This window comes from Corallococcus sp. AS-1-12 (genome assembly GCF_020036995.1).
Classification (GTDB): Bacteria; Myxococcota; Myxococcia; order Myxococcales; family Myxococcaceae; genus Corallococcus.
In genome coordinates, this window is record NZ_JAIQDD010000002.1 from 431408 (window position 1) to 447520 (window position 16113).

The 16113-nt window shown below is 69.1% G+C and carries 12 protein-coding genes; 8 read left to right on the forward strand and 4 right to left on the reverse strand.

What is annotated here, in order from left to right; translation table 11 throughout:
• Nucleotides 1-143 precede the first annotated feature (143 nt).
• The 5 genes from secA (at nucleotide 144) to frr (ending at nucleotide 6678) form a co-directional block, all read left to right on the forward strand.
• On the forward strand, nucleotides 144-2966 hold the full coding sequence (gene secA, locus K8556_RS04130) for a preprotein translocase subunit SecA (protein ID WP_223738687.1): 2823 nt from the start codon (nucleotides 144-146) through the stop codon (nucleotides 2964-2966).
• A 347-nt stretch (nucleotides 2967-3313) separates the two neighbouring features.
• A complete protein-coding gene (gene rpsB, locus K8556_RS04135; RefSeq protein WP_223738688.1) occupies nucleotides 3314-4291 on the forward strand; it encodes a 30S ribosomal protein S2 in 978 nt (325 codons plus the stop codon).
• Between the two features lie 182 nt (nucleotides 4292-4473).
• Nucleotides 4474-5127, forward strand: a complete 654-nt coding sequence (tsf, locus tag K8556_RS04140; protein WP_223738689.1) for a translation elongation factor Ts — start codon at nucleotides 4474-4476, stop codon at nucleotides 5125-5127.
• Nucleotides 5128-5327: 200 nt separating this feature from the next.
• The gene (gene pyrH, locus K8556_RS04145) at nucleotides 5328-6071 is read left to right on the forward strand and encodes a UMP kinase (protein WP_223738690.1); all 744 of its coding nucleotides are present in this window, start codon (nucleotides 5328-5330) and stop codon (nucleotides 6069-6071) included.
• Nucleotides 6072-6123: 52 nt separating this feature from the next.
• A complete protein-coding gene (gene frr / locus K8556_RS04150; RefSeq protein ID WP_223738691.1) occupies nucleotides 6124-6678 on the forward strand; it encodes a ribosome recycling factor in 555 nt (184 codons plus the stop codon).
• A 60-nt stretch (nucleotides 6679-6738) separates the two neighbouring features.
• On the opposite strand, the gene cyaY is transcribed toward frr, so the two are convergent.
• Nucleotides 6739-7071, reverse strand: coding sequence for an iron donor protein CyaY (cyaY, locus tag K8556_RS04155; protein WP_223738692.1), 333 nt, complete (start codon nucleotides 7069-7071; stop codon nucleotides 6739-6741).
• Between the two features lie 17 nt (nucleotides 7072-7088).
• Nucleotides 7089-7631: a histidine phosphatase family protein gene (locus tag K8556_RS04160; RefSeq protein ID WP_014395059.1), complete on the reverse strand. Its 543-nt coding sequence runs from the start codon at nucleotides 7629-7631 to the stop codon at nucleotides 7089-7091.
• Nucleotides 7632-7815: 184 nt separating this feature from the next.
• On the opposite strand from K8556_RS04160, the gene K8556_RS04165 reads away from it, so the two are divergent.
• Complete coding sequence (locus K8556_RS04165; RefSeq protein ID WP_223738693.1) at nucleotides 7816-8496, forward strand: hypothetical protein; 681 nt, start codon at nucleotides 7816-7818, stop codon at nucleotides 8494-8496.
• On the opposite strand, the gene K8556_RS04170 is transcribed toward K8556_RS04165, so the two are convergent.
• Nucleotides 8497-12285, reverse strand: coding sequence for an FAD-dependent oxidoreductase (locus K8556_RS04170; RefSeq protein WP_223738694.1), 3789 nt, complete (start codon nucleotides 12283-12285; stop codon nucleotides 8497-8499).
• A 137-nt stretch (nucleotides 12286-12422) separates the two neighbouring features.
• Here K8556_RS04170 and K8556_RS04175 point away from each other — a divergent pair, with 137 nt between their 5' ends.
• Both K8556_RS04175 and K8556_RS04180 read left to right on the forward strand, forming a co-directional pair.
• Nucleotides 12423-13358, forward strand: coding sequence for a class I SAM-dependent methyltransferase (locus tag K8556_RS04175; RefSeq protein ID WP_223738695.1), 936 nt, complete (start codon nucleotides 12423-12425; stop codon nucleotides 13356-13358).
• A 29-nt stretch (nucleotides 13359-13387) separates the two neighbouring features.
• Nucleotides 13388-15268, forward strand: coding sequence for a hypothetical protein (locus K8556_RS04180; protein ID WP_223738696.1), 1881 nt, complete (start codon nucleotides 13388-13390; stop codon nucleotides 15266-15268).
• Between the two features lie 9 nt (nucleotides 15269-15277).
• On the opposite strand, the gene K8556_RS04185 is transcribed toward K8556_RS04180, so the two are convergent.
• Entirely contained in the window at nucleotides 15278-16087 is an 810-nt protein-coding gene (locus K8556_RS04185; protein ID WP_223738697.1) for a hypothetical protein, read from the reverse strand.
• Nucleotides 16088-16113: the final 26 nt, after the last annotated feature.

Below are 16113 nucleotides of genomic sequence, written 5' to 3' on the forward strand. Positions count from 1 at the left end.
TCTGGGCCACCGCGCGCCGGGCGGCCAGCCGAGAGGAAGTTTCGGGGGGCGCGCGTGGTTTTGGTCTGGTTCTCCCTTACATCTCCTGGGAATTCCCTTCACTCGCCGCGCTCCTTCGAGGATCCTCCGGCGAGAGAGCCAACATGATTGAATGGACGCTAAAGAAGCTCATCGGGACCAAGAATGAGCGCGAGCTCAAGAAAGCCCGCCTGAAGGTCGCCCGCATCAACGAACTGGAGGGCCGCATGAAGGCCCTCAAGGACGAGGACTTCGCGCGCGAAACCGCCCGGATGAAGCAGGAGATCGCGAACGGCAAGCCGCTCGACGACCTGTTGTTCGAGGCCTTCGCCCTCACCCGTGAAGCGGCGAGCCGGGTCATCGGCCAGCGCCACTACGACGTGCAGCTCATCGGCGGCATGTTCCTGCACGAGGGCTGCATCGCGGAGATGCGCACCGGTGAAGGCAAGACGCTCACCGCGACGCTGCCCTCCTACCTCAACGCCCTGTCCGGTCGCGGCGTGCACGTCGTCACCGTGAACGACTACCTCGCCCGCCGCGACGCGGAGTGGATGGGCCGGGTCTACAAGTTCCTGGGCATGACGACGGGCTGCGTGCTCCACGAGCTGTCCGACAAGCAGCGCCAGGAGGCGTACCGCTCGGACATCACGTACGGCCAGAACAACGAGTTCGGCTTCGACTACCTGCGCGACAACATGAAGTTCCGTCTGCAGGACTACGTCCAGCGCGAGCTCAACTACGCCATCGTCGACGAGGTGGACTCCATCCTCATCGACGAGGCCCGCACGCCGCTCATCATCTCCGGCCCCACCGAGGACAGCACCGACAAGTACTACCGGGTGGATCAGGTCATCCCGGGCCTCGTGCCGGACCAGGACTACACCCTGGACGAGAAGCACCGCTCGGTCGCCCTCACCGACGACGGCATCGACAAGCTCCAGAAGCGCCTCAACGTCGGCAACCTCTACGACCCGGGCGAGATCGAGACCCTCCACCACGTCGAGCAGGCCCTGCGCGCGCACACGCTCTACAAGCGCGACAAGGACTACGTGGTGAAGGACGGCGAGGTGCAGATCGTCGACGAGTTCACCGGCCGCCTCATGCCGGGCCGCCGCTGGTCCGACGGCCTCCACCAGGCCATCGAGGCCAAGGAGGGCGTGAAGATTGAAAACGAGAACCAGACGCTCGCCACGGTCTCGTTCCAGAACTACTTCCGCATGTACTCCAAGCTGTCCGGCATGACGGGCACCGCGGACACGGAGGCCGAGGAGTTCGCGAAGATCTACAACCTGGACGTGCGCGTCATCCCGACCAACCGTCAGGCGCAGCGCCGCGACGAGCAGGACGTGGTCTACAAGACGGAGCGCGAGAAGTTCGAGGCCGTCGCCGCCCAGATTGAAGAGCTGCACAAGGCCGGTCAGCCGGTGCTCGTGGGCACGGTGTCCATCGCCAAGAGCGAGGTGGTGTCCAACTTCCTCAAGAAGCGCGGCGTGGCCCACAGCGTCCTCAACGCCAAGGCGCACCAGCGCGAGGCGGACATCGTCGCGCAGGCGGGCCGCAAGGGCGCGGTCACCATCTCCACCAACATGGCCGGCCGCGGCACGGACATCCTCCTGGGCGGCAACGCGGAGGTCATGACCAAGGGCGAGATGGGCCCGCCGCCGGAGCCGCCCGAGGCGGTGGACGGCCAGCCCCTGGATCTCACCGGCTACCAGGCGGCGCTGGCGGACTACGAGAAGCGCTTCGCGGAGACGAAGGCGAACAACGAGGCGCTCACCAAGCGCGAGCGTGAAGAGGTCATGGCCGCCGGCGGCCTCTTCATCATCGGCACGGAGCGCCACGAGTCCCGCCGCGTGGACAACCAGTTGCGTGGCCGCGCCGGCCGCCAGGGTGACCCGGGCGCCAGCCGCTTCTTCCTGTCCCTGGAAGACGACCTGATGCGCATCTTCGGGTCGGAGCGCATCCAGATGCTGATGGAGCGCCTCGGCATGGAGGAGGGCGAGGTCATCGAGCACATCTGGCTCTCGCGCGCCATCGAGAGCGCGCAGAAGCGGGTCGAAGGCCACAACTTCGACATCCGCAAGAACCTGCTCGAGTACGACGACGTGATGAACCAGCAGCGGCGCACCATCTACAAGCTGCGCCGCCAGGTGCTCGCGTCGGGCGCGGGCATCCCGCTCGTGGAGTACGAGGAGGACCTGAAGACCCGCGTGAAGACGCGCTCCGAGCGCGTCATCTCCTGGGCGGACTTCCGGGAGATGGTGCTGGACGCCGTGGAGGACGTCGTCGTGTCCCTGACGGACACCTACGCCCCCACGCGCAGCTCGGACACGTGGGACATCGCCTCGCTGTCCAACTCCGTGAAGGAGTCGCTCAACCTGGAGATGTCCTTCGAGGGCGTCGGCAACCGGGACGAGCTCCAGGAGCAGATCTACGCGGCGGCGGAGAAGGTCTTCACCGCCCGCGAGCAGGAGTTCGGCGAAGACTTCATGCGCTTCCTGCAGTACCGGTACCTGGCCACCATCGACCAGTTGTGGAAGGACCACCTGCTGGCCATGGACCACCTGCGCCAGGGCATCGGCCTGCGCGGCTACGGCCAGAAGGACCCGAAGCAGGAGTACAAGAAGGAAGGCTACACGGGCTTCATGCAGATGCTGGACGCCATCAAGACGCAGTTCGTCAGCCAGATGATGCGCGTCCAGGCCCGCTCCGCCTCCAACGCGGCGGAGGAGACCGCCCGCATCCAGCGCCAGCTCGCCCAGCAGCAGAAGAAGGCCGTGGAGGGCCGCGCGGACGCGGAGGGGAAGCTCGAGGAGGCCACCGCCACCCCGGTCGCCCAGCGCGAGGCCGCGGCCGGCCCCAAGCCCGTGGGCCGCAACGAGCCCTGCCCCTGCGGCAGCGGCCGCAAGTACAAGAAGTGCCACGGCGCCAACGAAGCCAACCCGTAGGCGGCTGAACACCTGATGGAAGCGCCCTCCGGCGCGGTCGCCCTCCCTGGAAAGGGGAGCGGGGGCCGCGCCGGTCGTCTTCCTGGCCGGCTGGAGGGGAGGGGAGCGGCCCCGGGACGGTGGGAGCCGGACGGAGGGTGTGCCGAAGCTTGCGCCCCTCTCAAGCGTTCTGCTAAGGACGCCGCGCCCCGTTATGTAGAGGGGCCGGGCTTCACCGCCCGAGGCAGTCCGCGACACCCACTACTCACACGCGTGTCACCGGTCCCCGGTGCCCCTCCACGGTGGAAGGGCCAGGACTGGCAGCTTTCTCAACGCGCGTGGCGGAACAACCGGAAGGTACACGCACCATGGACACCCAGCAGGATACGCAGACCCAGGCCCAGGCGATGGCCGCCGCGAGCGGCATCACGATGCGCCAGCTCCTCGAGGCCGGCGTTCACTTCGGCCACCAGACCAAGCGCTGGAACCCGAAGATGAAGCCCTACATCTTCGGCGCCCGCAACGGCATCTACATCATCGACCTGCAGAAGACCGTGACCATGGCCCGCGCGGCCTTCCGCTTCGTGGCGGACATCACGGCGCGCGGCGGGTCCGTGCTCTTCGTGGGCACCAAGAAGCAGGCCCAGGACGTCATCCACGAGGAGGCCGGCCGCGCCGGTCAGTTCTTCGTGACCAGCCGCTGGCTGGGCGGCACGCTGACGAACTTCAAGACCATCAAGCAGGGCATCGACCGCCTGAAGACCCTGGAGAAGATGGCCGAGGACGGCACCTTCGAGGTGCTGCCCAAGAAGGAAGTCGCCCAGCTCGAGCGCGAGCGCGAGAAGCTGGAGAAGAACCTGGGCGGCGTGAAGAACATGGCGAAGCTGCCCCGCTGCGTGTTCGTCATCGACCCGAAGAAGGAGCACATCGCCATCCACGAGGCCACCCGCCTGGGCATCCCGGTGATTGGCCTGGTGGACACCAACTGCGATCCGGACGGCATCGACTTCGTCATCCCGGGCAACGACGACGCCATCCGCTCCATCAAGCTCTTCACGTCCAAGATCGCGGACGCGTGCCTCGAGGGTGCGGCGCGCTACCGTGCGTCCGGCGCCGCCGAGCGCGACGAGCAGGAGGAGCGCGAGGGCCGTGACGACCGCGGCGACCGCCGTGACGACCGCCGGGGTCCGCGCCGGGGTGACCGCGGCGACCGCCGTGACGACCGCCGGGGCGGCGGTGACCGTGGCGGTGACCGCCGCGGCCCTGTCGTGGAGATGAAGGGCGGCGCGGCCTCCTCCACCGAGCAGGCGCCCGAGGGTGGCGGCGAGGCCACGCCGGCGGAGTAACCGCCCGCGCCTCTTCGCTTCCCCATCGCGGTATCCGGAGTTCGGCCGGGCGGCACCTCTCAAGGCCCGCTGTCCGGCCGTCTCCGTTTTCTACGTTCCAGGCATCAGTACCCAGAGAACCCCAGTCCTCCGCCCCCGGCGCACGCCGCCAGGCTCGGAGCCGATGAAGAAAGAGATACGACATGGCTGAGATCACCGCCCAGATGGTGAAGGACCTCCGCGAGCGCACCAACGCGGGCATGATGGACTGCAAGAAGGCGCTGGCCGAGTCCGGTGGCGACTTCGAGAAGGCCGCGGAGTGGCTGCGCAAGAAGGGCATCTCCAAGGCCGAGGGCAAGGCCGGCCGCGTCGCGGCCGAAGGCATCGTGACCTCCTACATCCACGGTGGCCGCATCGGCGTCATCGTGGAGGTCAACTGCGAGACGGACTTCGTCGCGCGCAACCCGGACTTCCAGGACCTGGCGAAGGAAGTGGCGATGCAGATCGCCGCGGCCAACCCCAAGTACGTCCGCCGCGAGGAAGTCCCCTCCGACGCGATGGACAAGGAGAAGGAGATCCAGCGCGAGCTGCTCAAGCAGCAGGGCAAGCCCGAGGCGATGCTGGAGAAGATCCTCGTGGGCAAGATGGAGAAGTACTACGAGGGCGTCTGCCTGGTGGACCAGCTCTGGGTGAAGGACGACAAGAAGAAGGTCGGCGAGATGATCAACGAGCGCGCCGCCAAGATTGGCGAGAAGGTCTCCGTGCGCCGCTTCGTCCGCTACGAGGTGGGTGAGGGCATCGAGAAGAAGAAGGACGACCTGGCCGCCGAGGTCGCCAAGACGCTGGGCCAGGCCTAAAGCGCCTTCCCGCCGCGCCGCAGTGCCCTCAGGGCCGCGTGCCTGGGGCTCTTCCTCACACGGAAGGGCGCCGGGAACGCGGCCCTCGGTATTCCAGGCCCGTTCGACTCGCGTCCGTCCGCCCGGCATCGGACGGTGCGGTGCGCGTCACGACTTCCGTCGTTGCTTGGGCGCGGGGCGGGGGATAGAAGCGGACGCGTATGTCCGAATCCACCTCTCCCTACAAGCGCATCCTCCTCAAACTGTCGGGCGAAGCCCTGATGGGCGAGGGGAAGTACGGCATCCACCCGCCCACCCTCACGCGCATCGCGGAGGAAGTGGCCGAGCTGTCGCGGACGGGCCTGGAGATCGCCCTCGTGATTGGCGGCGGCAACATCTTCCGCGGCGTCGCGGGCGCCACGGAGGGCATGGACCGCGCGAGCGCGGACTACATGGGCATGCTCGCCACCTGCATCAACTCCATGGCGCTGCAGGACGCGCTGGAGAAGCAGGGGCTGAAGACGCGCGTGCAGTCCGCCATCAAGATGGAGCAGATCGCCGAGCCCTACATCCGCCGGCGCGCCGTGCGGCACCTGGAGAAGGGCCGCGTCGTCATCTTCGCCGCGGGCACGGGCAACCCCTACTTCACCACCGACACGGCCGCGTCGCTGCGCGCGATGGAAATCAACGCGCAGGTCATCCTCAAGGCCACCAAGGTGGACGGCGTCTACAACGCGGACCCGAAGAAGGACCCGACCGCGAAGCGCTACCGGACGCTCACGTACATGGACGTCCTCAAGCAGAACCTCAACGTGATGGACTCCACGGCCATCTCGCTGTGCATGGACAACAAGCTGCCCATCATCGTGTTCGACCTGGGCACGCGCGGGAACATCCAGCGCGCCGTCACGGGCCACGGTGAGTTCGGCACCGTCGTTGGCGCGGCCGAGACGGCCTGGGCCTGAAACCCCGAGCAGGACAGCGACTCACCCCCACCACTTCTGAAGGAGACTCACAATGGCTGACGCCGCCGCGGAACTGAAGACCCGTATCGACAAGGCACTGGACTCCCTCAAGCAGGACCTGTCCAAGGTGCGCACCGGCCGTGCCTCCACCGCCATCCTGGATGGCATCAAGGTGGACCAGTACGGCAGCCCCACGCCGCTGGCCGGCGTGGCCAGCATCAACGCGCCGGAGCCCCGCCTCATCACCATCAAGCCCTGGGACAAGAGCGTCCTGAAGGACATCGAGAAGGCCCTGCGTGAGGCCAACCTGGGCATCAACCCGATGAACGACGGCGAGATGATCCGCCTGCCGTTCCCGCCGCTCACCGAGGAGCGCCGCAAGGACATCGTGAAGCAGGTGAAGGCGCGGGGCGAGGAGTCCAAGGTCGCCATCCGCAACATCCGCCGCGACGCGAACGAGGCCCTCAAGACTCAGCAGAAGGACAAGAAGATCACCGAGGACGACCTCAAGCGCCGCACGGAGGAGGTCCAGAAGGCGACCGACGCCGGCATCAAGAAGGTGGACGAGATGCTCGCGGCGAAGGAGCAGGAAGTGATGAAGGTCTGAGGCACCCGCCTCCACGCGAGGAGGCTCGTGACGGACGTCACGGGCCTCCCGCGGCCTGCTTCAGCCCGGATAGACGAGCGCTTCGCCGGTGAGGTGCTTCACCACGCCGGAGACGAAGGCGAACAGCTCCAGCCCCTTGCCCTTGTCGTCCTTCCAGGCGCGGGTGGCGTCGTCGTGGCTGAAGTGGATGCCCTGGCCCTGGCCGGCCACCCAGATCTGCCAGACGGCGCGCTGGGTGTTGATGATGCACTTCTCGCCGGACGCGGCCGTGAGCGTCACCTTGTCGCCGGTGGCTTCGGCTTCCAGCACGTCCGGGTCGAAGGTGTCCGCGGCCGCCAGGATGCGCTTGAACGCGGCGGCCACGAGGGAGTTGTAGCGGGCTTCGTCCATCATGGCCGCGCTCCCGGACGTCACTGGATGACGTCGAGGACCTGCTGGCCGGGGGCGGCGTAGAACAGGAACTTCAGGTGCTGCGCCGGGGGGTTCTCCCCCTTCTCGCCGGGCACCTGGTCCTCCGTGCTGGTGGGCGTGTCCGGCCACTCCATGGCGATGACGGTGCCCGGGTTCACCGGCTTGGGGAAGGACTGCATCCCCAGCAGGTGCGCCGCGAGCGCGCCCATGGAGGGCTGGTGGCCCACCAGGACGAGGTTCTCGTCGGAGTACTCCTTGAGCACGGGCTCCACCGCGCCCACCGGCATGTCCGGCAGCAGGCAGCGGTGCACGCGCAGGAGGCCTTCATGCTTCACGGAGTTGGAGAGGATCTGCGCCGTCTGCACCGTGCGCACCAGCGGGCTGGTGAGGATGAGGCTGATGGGCCCCATGCGCTCCGACAGCGACGCGAAATGCGCGGCGACATTCGTACGGGCCTTCGCGGTCAGCGCGCGCGCCTCGTCGCCGAGACCCTCGGGGATCTCCGCGTCCGCATCGCCGTGCCTTACCAGGAAAATCCTCAAAGTCCCTCCACCGGTCGCGACAAGACCGCGGTTCGTACATGACCGTGGCCCGGTTGGTCAAAGGTAATGAGTCGAATGTTCAGTGCCCGGAACAGCCTGCCCAGGGCGGGCGTTCGGGAACCGCCGTTCGCGGGGGCCAGCCGGAGCATACACTGGCCACCCACTGGTGTTCACGGGAGGTGGCATGCGCAAGTTGTTGGGGTGTCTGGCCGTCGTCCTGGCCCTGTCCGCCTGTCGCAGGGACGCGGCGGAAGGGGGCCCGGAGGGGGCGGGTGACGCCAGGGGGACGGCCGCCCGCCTGGAGGGTGGGGAGGCCGGAGACGACGCGGCGTCCGGCCCCTACACCGTGACGAAGGAGAAGCTCGACGCGTACGTCGGCTACCAGCGCAAGATGCTGGAGGTGTACGGGTCGCTGATGCGCGGCCTGCAGGACATGGGGCCGCTGTTGGACGCGGGCACGCCCCAGGCGATGGAGAAGGCCCGGAGCGGCCTGAAGCTCATCGAGCGCAAGGCGCAGGCGGAGGCCGACGCGCGCCAGGCGGCGGGGCTGTCCACGGACGAGGTCAACCGCATCGCGGAGGTCGTCACCGCCGTCATCAGCCAGCGGCAGATGGGGCGCACGCTCCAGTACGAGGAGGAGCTCAAGAAGCTGGAGGCGCTCCAGGCCCGCATGCCGGAGGAGCAGCAGAAGGAGCTGGCGCCGCAGGTGGAGTCCATGCGGCTGCAGGTGGAGACCTTCCAGAAGCTCCCGGAGGCGCGCCGGGAGTTCGGCGACGCCAACGTGGACGTGGTGCTGACCCGCGAGGCCGACCTGACGAAGAACTACCAGGACATGCTCAAGGCCTTCGCGGGCGTGCGGCGGTAGCTACACCCGCTTGAGCCCGGGCGCCTTCTTCAACAACTGCGCGAGGAAGGCGTCGCCCTGCTTCTCCAGCACCGTGTTGCCACGCAGGCGCTGGTTGAGGTTGACGAAGTCCACGTGGTCCAACCGCTGGTCCTGGTTGTAGCAGGAGAAGACCCACGTCTCCTTGCCGGTGGCGGGGTCCACGTGCCGCTGGAGGCACTGGGCGCAGATCTCCTTCATCATGCACTGCATGGGGGAGTTGATGGACCCGATGGCCTCGTGCCCCGGCTTGAGGAACGGCTGGAGCACGCCGTGCCGCGCCTCCGCCACCGCGCGCATCATCCGGTCCGAGCCGATGGCGATGATGCGGTCCACCTCGCTCAGGGAGATGACGGGCGTCACGCCCAGCTTGCCTTCCGCGTAGGCCACCATGGCCTGCACCACGTTGCCCCGGAAGGCCGCGTCCTGGGGCCGGCGCACGTCCAGCAGGTCGCCGGAGTCCACGGACCAGATGACCTGGTCGGTGCCGGCCTCAATCTCGTCCTGCTTGAACGAGTCCGACTTCAGCCGGTAGCCCGCGAAGTACACCACGCGGCAGCCCGCCGCCTTGAGTGAGCGCGCGATGGAGAAGAGCACCGCGTTGCCCAGGCCGCCGCCCACCAGCACCACCGTCTCGTTCTGGCCAATCTCCGTGGGCGCGCCCGTGGGGCCCATCAGCACCACGGGCTCGCCGGGCTTGAGCGCCGCGCACAGGCGGGACGAGGAGCCCATCTCCAGCACGATGGTGCCCATCAGCCCCTTCTCCTTGTCCACCCACGCGCCCGTGAGGGCCAGGCCCTCCATGGTGAGGCGCACGCCGTCCACGAGCGGCGCGTTCCGCTCGTAGTTCTGGAGCCGGTAGAACTGGCCGGGGGCGAAGTGGCTGGCGGCGAAGGGCGCCTTCACCACCACCTCCACGATGGTCGGCGTGAGCCGGTTCACCCCGACGACGGTGGCCAGGAAGGCCTCGTCCAGCGTCGCGAAGTGGGCGGCGCGCTTCGACTCGCGCGCCTCCTGCGCGGCCGTGTCGTGGAAGTCCAGGCCCTCGACCTCCTTCGCGAACAGGCGCGCCACCTGCGGGTGGCCGTCCTTCGCGCTGGCCATGGCCTTCACCACGTTGCCCGCGTAGGTCGGGTGGTTGTCGCCGTAGAAGGACACGAAGCGGCCATCGCGCTGGTAGGACGTGAAGAAGCCCACCTTCGCCTCGGGGTCCTCCCGGGCCTCCACCGGCTGGAGCGTGAAGCCGGCTTCCGGGCCCGGGTCCTCCACCAGCTCGTGGCCCTGGAAGTACTCCCGCGCCTCGTCGAGCTGGAAGGTGCCCGGGTACTCCTTCTCGTAGGTGACGTTGGGGGACGTGCCCGCGGCCACGCAGACCGTCTTCGCGGGCAGCTCGAAGAACTGGCCGCTTCCCTTGAGCTTGCCGTCCACCGTCACCATGCGCTCGAAGCGGATGGCGCGCACCGCGCCCGAGTCGTCCGGCAGCGCCTCCGTGGGGCTCATCCGTTCGATGAAGCGGATGCCCTCCTCCAGCGCCTTGGACACCTCTTCGTGGTTGAGGCGGTAGGCGGGGGACTCCGTGAGGCCCCGGCGGTACACCAGGCTCACGCCGCCCCACGCACGCACCAGGTGGATGAAGTCCGGCGCGCGGCCCTCCGCGCGGGCCCTCTGGCGCTCCGCGCGGACGGCGCGGCCGTGCTCCAGGAAGGTCTGGTAGGTGGCGCGCTCCTCGGCGTCCAGGCGCGCGAGGACGGAGTCCTCACCCAGGTCCGCCACCAGCTTCTCGTGGCGCTCCAGCGTCTTCTCCACCTGCACCGGGTAGTACGCCATCAGCTCCGTGGCGGTGTCGATGCCGGTGAGCCCGCCGCCGATGACGATGGCGGGCAACTGCACCTGGAGGTTCGCCAGCGCGTCGCGCTTGAATGCGCCGGTGAGCTGCAGCGCCATCAGGAAGTCGGACGCCTTGCGGATGCCCCGGATGAGGTTGTTCTTCATCCCGATGATGGTGGGGCGGCCCGCGCCCGCGGCGATGGCCACGTGGTCGAAGCCCAGGGCCCACGCGTCCTCCACCGTCAGCGTGCCGCCGAAGCGGATGCCGCCGTAGATGCGCATGCCCTCGCGGCGCGCGAGCGTCAGGTGGATGAGCGTGAGGAAGTTCTTGTCCCAGCGCACGGTGATTCCGTACTCGGACACGCCGCCGAAGCCCTCCAGCACGCGCTCGTCCAGCTCGCGCGTCAGCTCGCGCCAGTCGCGGATGGGCTGGAGCGCGTGGCCGTTGCGGCCCACCAGCTCATCCGGGAACGGCTCAATCTTGAGGCCGTCCACGCCGGTGACGGCGAACCCTTCATTGAGCAGGTAGTGGGACAGCGTGTAGCCGGCGGGGCCCAGGCCCACCACCAGCACGTTGCGGCCCACGTAGGGCAGGGCGTACGGGCGGCGGATGTTGAGCGGGTTCCAGCGCGTGAGCAGGCCGTGGATTTCGAAGCCCCACGGCAGGTCCAGCACGTCCGTGAGCGTGGCCGTCTCCGCCAGCGGGATGTTCACCGGCTCCTGCTTCTGGAAGATGCAGGCCTTCATGCAGTCGTTGCAGATGCGGTGGCCGGTGCCCGCGCACATGGGGTTGTCCAGCGTCACCATGGCCAGCGCGGCCACGGCGTCACCCTCGCGCTTGAGCGCGTGCGCCTCGGAGATGCGCTCGTCCAGCGGACAGCCGGTGAGCGGGATGCCCAGCGGGTTCTTCTTGAACGAGTGCCCCTCCGCCACCGGGTCCTTCGCGGGGAAGCCCTTGCTGCACGAGTCCTTCTGGCGCTCGTGGCAGATGACGCAGTAGTCCACCTCGTTCATCACGTCGCGCGGGGTGCCCCGGCGGTCGGTGAGCTTGAAGCCGTCGCGGTGGCGCAGGTGGTGCTCCAGCCCCTCCGTCTTCTCCTCCATCCGGGCGTCCGGGCGCTGCAACTGCACCAGTTGGTCGAACACCAGCGGCCTGGGCAGCCGCAGCGTGGCCCAGGTGTGGAAGAGGGCCTTGGTCTCCGGGTGCAGCGCGCGGGCGTACGTCCACCGGTCCGCCAGCGACAGCAGCGCGCGCACGGCCTGGAGCTCCGCCGCGTCGTCGCCCTTCGTCACCAGGCTGGAGCCGAACGCGTCCAGGCCCTCGGGGGTGGCGGTGAGCGCGGCGCGCAGGGCGGCCCAGCGCTCGCGCAGGGCGGGGGCGCGCTCCTGGTGCGCGGGGGGCAGGTTGCCGGCGTGGAGCCGCTCCAGGTCGAGCAGCGTGAGGATGGACTCCGCCAGGCCGCGCTCCAGGTCGCCGTGCGCGAGCGCGTCCGGGAAGCCCAGCCGCATGAGCAGGCGCATGCGCTCGTCCAGCGACGGGAACTCCGCGAGCGTCGGGCGGTCCTGCGCGCCCTTCTTGAAGACGCGGCGGGTGATGAACTCGCGCTTGAAGTCGAAGAGGGGCAGCTCGCCGCGCAGGTGGCGCGCCAGCCGCTCGGACTCCGGGGTGATGCCGAAGAGCGTGGCGACGAAGCGCGAGACGTGGCGGGCCACCTGGATGAGCAGCTCGGACTCCGCCGGACCGGAGAGGCTGGTGCCACCGGACCCGCGGTAGGCGTCGAACGCCTGGAACAGGTCGGGCGCGTCGTCCTGGAGTCGCGCGTCGAAGCGCTCCGCCAGCCGGCGCAGGCCGCTGGGCCGGTAGAGGTCTTCGAAGCAGAAGCCCGGGAGGCCCAGTTGGAGCGCCGGGGCAGGGGCGGAGGCGGGGTCGTTCAAGGCGCGCATGTCATGGGACTTCGGGGGAGGCTGGGAGGCAGGCAGCTTAGGGCCTGGAGGCTGGCGGGGGCGATGGACGTCATGGGCCGGACTTGCCCCGCCCGACGTGTTGAGGCGGTGGGCCCCAGCGGCTACGGTGCGCCGCCATGATGGACAACGCCGCCCGTCGCACCTCCGAACCGCACCTGGCCCCCGTGCCGGATGCCTGTTACCTGTGCAAGGGAGGGCGCCTGCGGCTGCGTCACCGGGCGCGCGGCGGCGCCCAGGCCCAGGGGGCGGCGGCCTACAACTGCACGTCCTTCGGCCACCGGAGCCACCCGCCCATCTGGGGCTGCGAGGACTGCGGGATGCTGTTCCAGTGGCCCCTCCAGTCCCCGGACACGCTGCTGCAGGCGTACCAGGACGTGGAGGATCCGCTCTACGTCGCGGAGAAGGACAACCGCTACCACACCTTCCGCCGCGTGCTGCGCGAGCTGGGCCCGGCCCGGGACCGCACGCTGCTGGATGTGGGGGCCTACTGCGGCTACTTCCTGGACGTGTCGCGCGAGGCGGGCTTCCGCCCGGAGGGGCTGGAGCTGTCGCGCTGGGCGGCCGGCAACGCGCGCAGCCTGGGCTTCACGGTGCACGGCGTCCCCTTGCGGGAGCTGGCGGCGAAGGGGCTGCAGTACGACGTGGTGACGCTGTGGGACGTGGTGGAGCACTTCGCGGATCCGCGCGAGGAGCTGAAGGCGGCGCTCAAGCTGGTGCGCCCCGGCGGCCGCATCTACCTGTCCACCATCGACGCGGGCAGCCTGCTGGCGCGCCTCATGGGCGGGCAGTGGCCGTGGCTGATGGACATGCACCTCTTCTATTTCGGCCGCCGCACCCTGGCGATGCTGCTGGAGGAGGTGGGCTTCCGCGTCACGGACGTCCGGACGTACACGCACATCATCTCCGCGGACTACCTGCTGCGGAAGGTGGGGGCGAGCTTCACGCCCGCGGCGCCGGTGCTGGAGCTGATGCGGCGGGGCGTGCCGTCGAGCTGGTCCATCCCGTTCAACCTGGGCGACAACATGCTGATGGCCGCCGAGCGGCCCCTCTAAGGCCGTCCCTCCCGACTATGTCTCCCTTGATGCGGCGGGTGCTGCACCCGCTGGTGCTGCTCGTGTTCTTCGCGCTGTCGGCTTTCCACACCTGGCCGCTCGTGTCCCAGATGAAGGGGTACGTGATGGGCGGGCGCGAAGACGTCTACATGAACATGTGGCACCTGTGGTGGATGCGGCAGGCCCTCTGGGTGCAGCCGCAGAACCCCTTCTTCGCGCCCCTCCTGCACTGGCCCCTGGGCGCCGAGCTGTACTGGCACACGCTGGCGCCCGCGAAGACGCTGTGGGGCGTGGCGCTGTTGCCGTTCATGTCCGTGGAGACGGCGTACAACGTGGTGCTGTTCGGCTCGTTCGTGCTGACGGGCTACACGTCGTGGTTGCTGTTCCGCTACCTGCTGGAGCGCGCGGGCCATGGGCCCTGGCTCGCGGCGGCGGCGGCGCTGGCGGGCGCGTGCGTGTTCAACTTCTCGCGCTACCACCTCACCCACGGGACGGCGCACCTGAACCTCACCGCGCTGGAGGGGCTGCCGCTCTACCTGCTCTGCTTCTTCCGCTGGCTGGACGAGGGCAAGCGCAAGTGGCTGGTGGGGCTGGCGCTGTGCGCGTTGTACGTGTTGCTGTGTGACTACTACTACCTCGTCTACATCGCGCTCTTCTCGCTGTTGTGGGTGGTGGCGGAGCGGTGGAAGCGGGGGCCGCTCTTGTCCCCGGACACGTGGAGGGATCCGCTCGTGCGCCGGGCGGCGGTGGCGGGCGTGGCCGCGGGGCTCGCGTGCGTGCCGCCCATGGTGCCGCTGATGCTGCATGCGTTCCCGGCGCCGCTGCAGATCCACCACGGCGACTCCGACTACTTCACGGACCTGTACGCGTTCTTCATCCCGGACACGCGCTCGGCGTGGATGACGGCGCTGCCCGAGCAGGCGCGTGAGTTCTCCCTGAACCTCCTGCGCATGAAGATGTCGGGCAACGTGGAGGAGACCGGCACGTTCCTGGGCTGGGTGACGCCGCTGCTGGCCGCCTTCGCGCTGTGGCGGGGCGTGCCGGAGGGGCGCCGGTGGCTGGGGCTGGGGCTGGGCTTCGCGGTGCTGTCCATGGGCACGGTGCTCAACATCGGCCTGGAGGACCGGGTGTCGCCGGTGGTGCTGCTCATCGTCACGGTGCTCGCGGTGGCGCTGGTGCCCGCGTGGCGGGAGCGGGTGTGGCGGCGGGACGTGCTGCTGCTGCTGGGGCTGGCCGTCTACCTGTCGCTGTCGGAGCCGCTGACGGCGTTCAACGTGCCGCTCAAGGTCCAGCTTCCGATGCCGTACGTGGTGTTCAAGCACGTGGTGCCGCTGTTCTCACGCGGGGGCATGCCGGTGCGCTTCATCCTGCTCACGCTCCTGTCGCTGTCGGTGCTGGTGGCGTTCGCGGCGGCGCACGCGGGCGCGTGGGCCTCACGGCGCGACGCGCGGCTGGGCGTGGCGGTGGCGCTCGCGGTGGCGCTGGTGCCGAACGTGGAGTACCGGGGCCTCCAGATGCAGATGCCCCCCATTCCCCGGTTGCCGCCGGTGTTCAACGAGATCCGCGACACCCCCATGCCCGCGGCGGTGCTGACGGACAACGTGCAGGGGCAGTGGGAGCAGATGTTCCACGGCAAGCCGGTGTCCTACGCCCGGCTGTCCCGGCTGCCGGTGCGGGAGGCGGCGATGGTGGACTCGCGGCTCATCCGCGCGGCGGAAGGGATGCGCAGCGCGTTCGGCACCGTCACGCCGGAGGAGCGCGAGGAGATGCGGCGCTACCTGAAGGAGCACCACTTCAAGTGGTACGTGACGCACTTCTTCCACCCCATCCGCCACCAGTTCATCACGGACGAGCTGGGCGGCCAGATGGTGCACCAGGACGGCTACGTCACCGTGTACCGCTTCCCCTGAGGGCGGCGCTCACCCGCATTCGGCGTACTGGACGTCCGTGCGCTCCACGGGGCTCGCGGACACGGCGCTGTCGCTCACGGTGACGGTGACGCTCTCGTCGGCGGACAGCATGGCGCCGCACTCGGCGGAGGCGTTGGCGGCGCAGTGGCGGGTGAGGACCACCTTGCCGTCGTCCGGCTCCATTTCGAGGCTCGCGCCCGTGCAGCGATAGGAGATGGGGCCCGCGCCCGGGTTGTTTCCGCTGACGTCCAGGTCGCCCTCGGCGTCCTCCGTGGCGAGGACCTCGCCGCCCTTGCCGAAGAGGACGAAGTGGAAGCGGGTCCGGGAGATGGATTCTCCGCGTCCCTCTTCGTCGGGGGACTCGGTCTCCTCCTGGGTGAACACGCGCAGGGTCTCACCCGAGGCGAGCTTGAGGACCTCGTCCCGGGCCCGCGGCGGGGTGGCTGACGGCTTGGGACAGGCGAGCTTCTTCGCGGCGAGCTTCACGGGCCGGGAGTAGGTGCCCGGGGCGAGCAGCTTGAGGTGTTCGAGGACAGGGGACGCGTCGTCGGACGGGCACGTGCCCAGGAGCCAGACCCAGAAGCCGGGCTTGAGGCCCGGGACGGTCTTGCTCTCGACGAGCTTGGGATGGCCCTCCGCGAGGGAGAGGCCCGTCTTCTCGAGCAGCCCGGCGAGGCCGTCCCAGTTGTCCCCCTGGGCTTCGGCCTCGGCCTTGTCCTTGGAGCCCTTCCAGATGAGCGCGACGGGCTTGCCCGCGGCTTCGGCTTGGAATGCTCCGGTGAAGGCCAGCAGGCCCAGGACGAGAATGCACGAACGCATGGCGGTTCCCCCTCGCGGTGCGTGAC

Bases quoted from the DNA above. Each gene is read 5' to 3' on its own strand.
- secA (WP_223738687.1), top strand. From the start codon at position 144: ATGATTGAATGGACGCTAAAGAAGCTCATCGGGACCAAGAATGAGCGC.
- rpsB (WP_223738688.1), top strand. From the start codon at position 3,314: ATGGACACCCAGCAGGATACGCAGACCCAGGCCCAGGCGATGGCCGCC.
- tsf (WP_223738689.1), top strand. From the start codon at position 4,474: ATGGCTGAGATCACCGCCCAGATGGTGAAGGACCTCCGCGAGCGCACC.
- pyrH (WP_223738690.1), top strand. From the start codon at position 5,328: ATGTCCGAATCCACCTCTCCCTACAAGCGCATCCTCCTCAAACTGTCG.
- frr (WP_223738691.1), top strand. From the start codon at position 6,124: ATGGCTGACGCCGCCGCGGAACTGAAGACCCGTATCGACAAGGCACTG.
- cyaY (WP_223738692.1), bottom strand. From the start codon at position 7,071: ATGATGGACGAAGCCCGCTACAACTCCCTCGTGGCCGCCGCGTTCAAG.
- K8556_RS04165 (WP_223738693.1), top strand. From the start codon at position 7,816: ATGCGCAAGTTGTTGGGGTGTCTGGCCGTCGTCCTGGCCCTGTCCGCC.
- K8556_RS04170 (WP_223738694.1), bottom strand. From the start codon at position 12,285: ATGCGCGCCTTGAACGACCCCGCCTCCGCCCCTGCCCCGGCGCTCCAA.
- K8556_RS04175 (WP_223738695.1), top strand. From the start codon at position 12,423: ATGATGGACAACGCCGCCCGTCGCACCTCCGAACCGCACCTGGCCCCC.
- K8556_RS04180 (WP_223738696.1), top strand. From the start codon at position 13,388: ATGCGGCGGGTGCTGCACCCGCTGGTGCTGCTCGTGTTCTTCGCGCTG.
- K8556_RS04185 (WP_223738697.1), bottom strand. From the start codon at position 16,087: ATGCGTTCGTGCATTCTCGTCCTGGGCCTGCTGGCCTTCACCGGAGCA.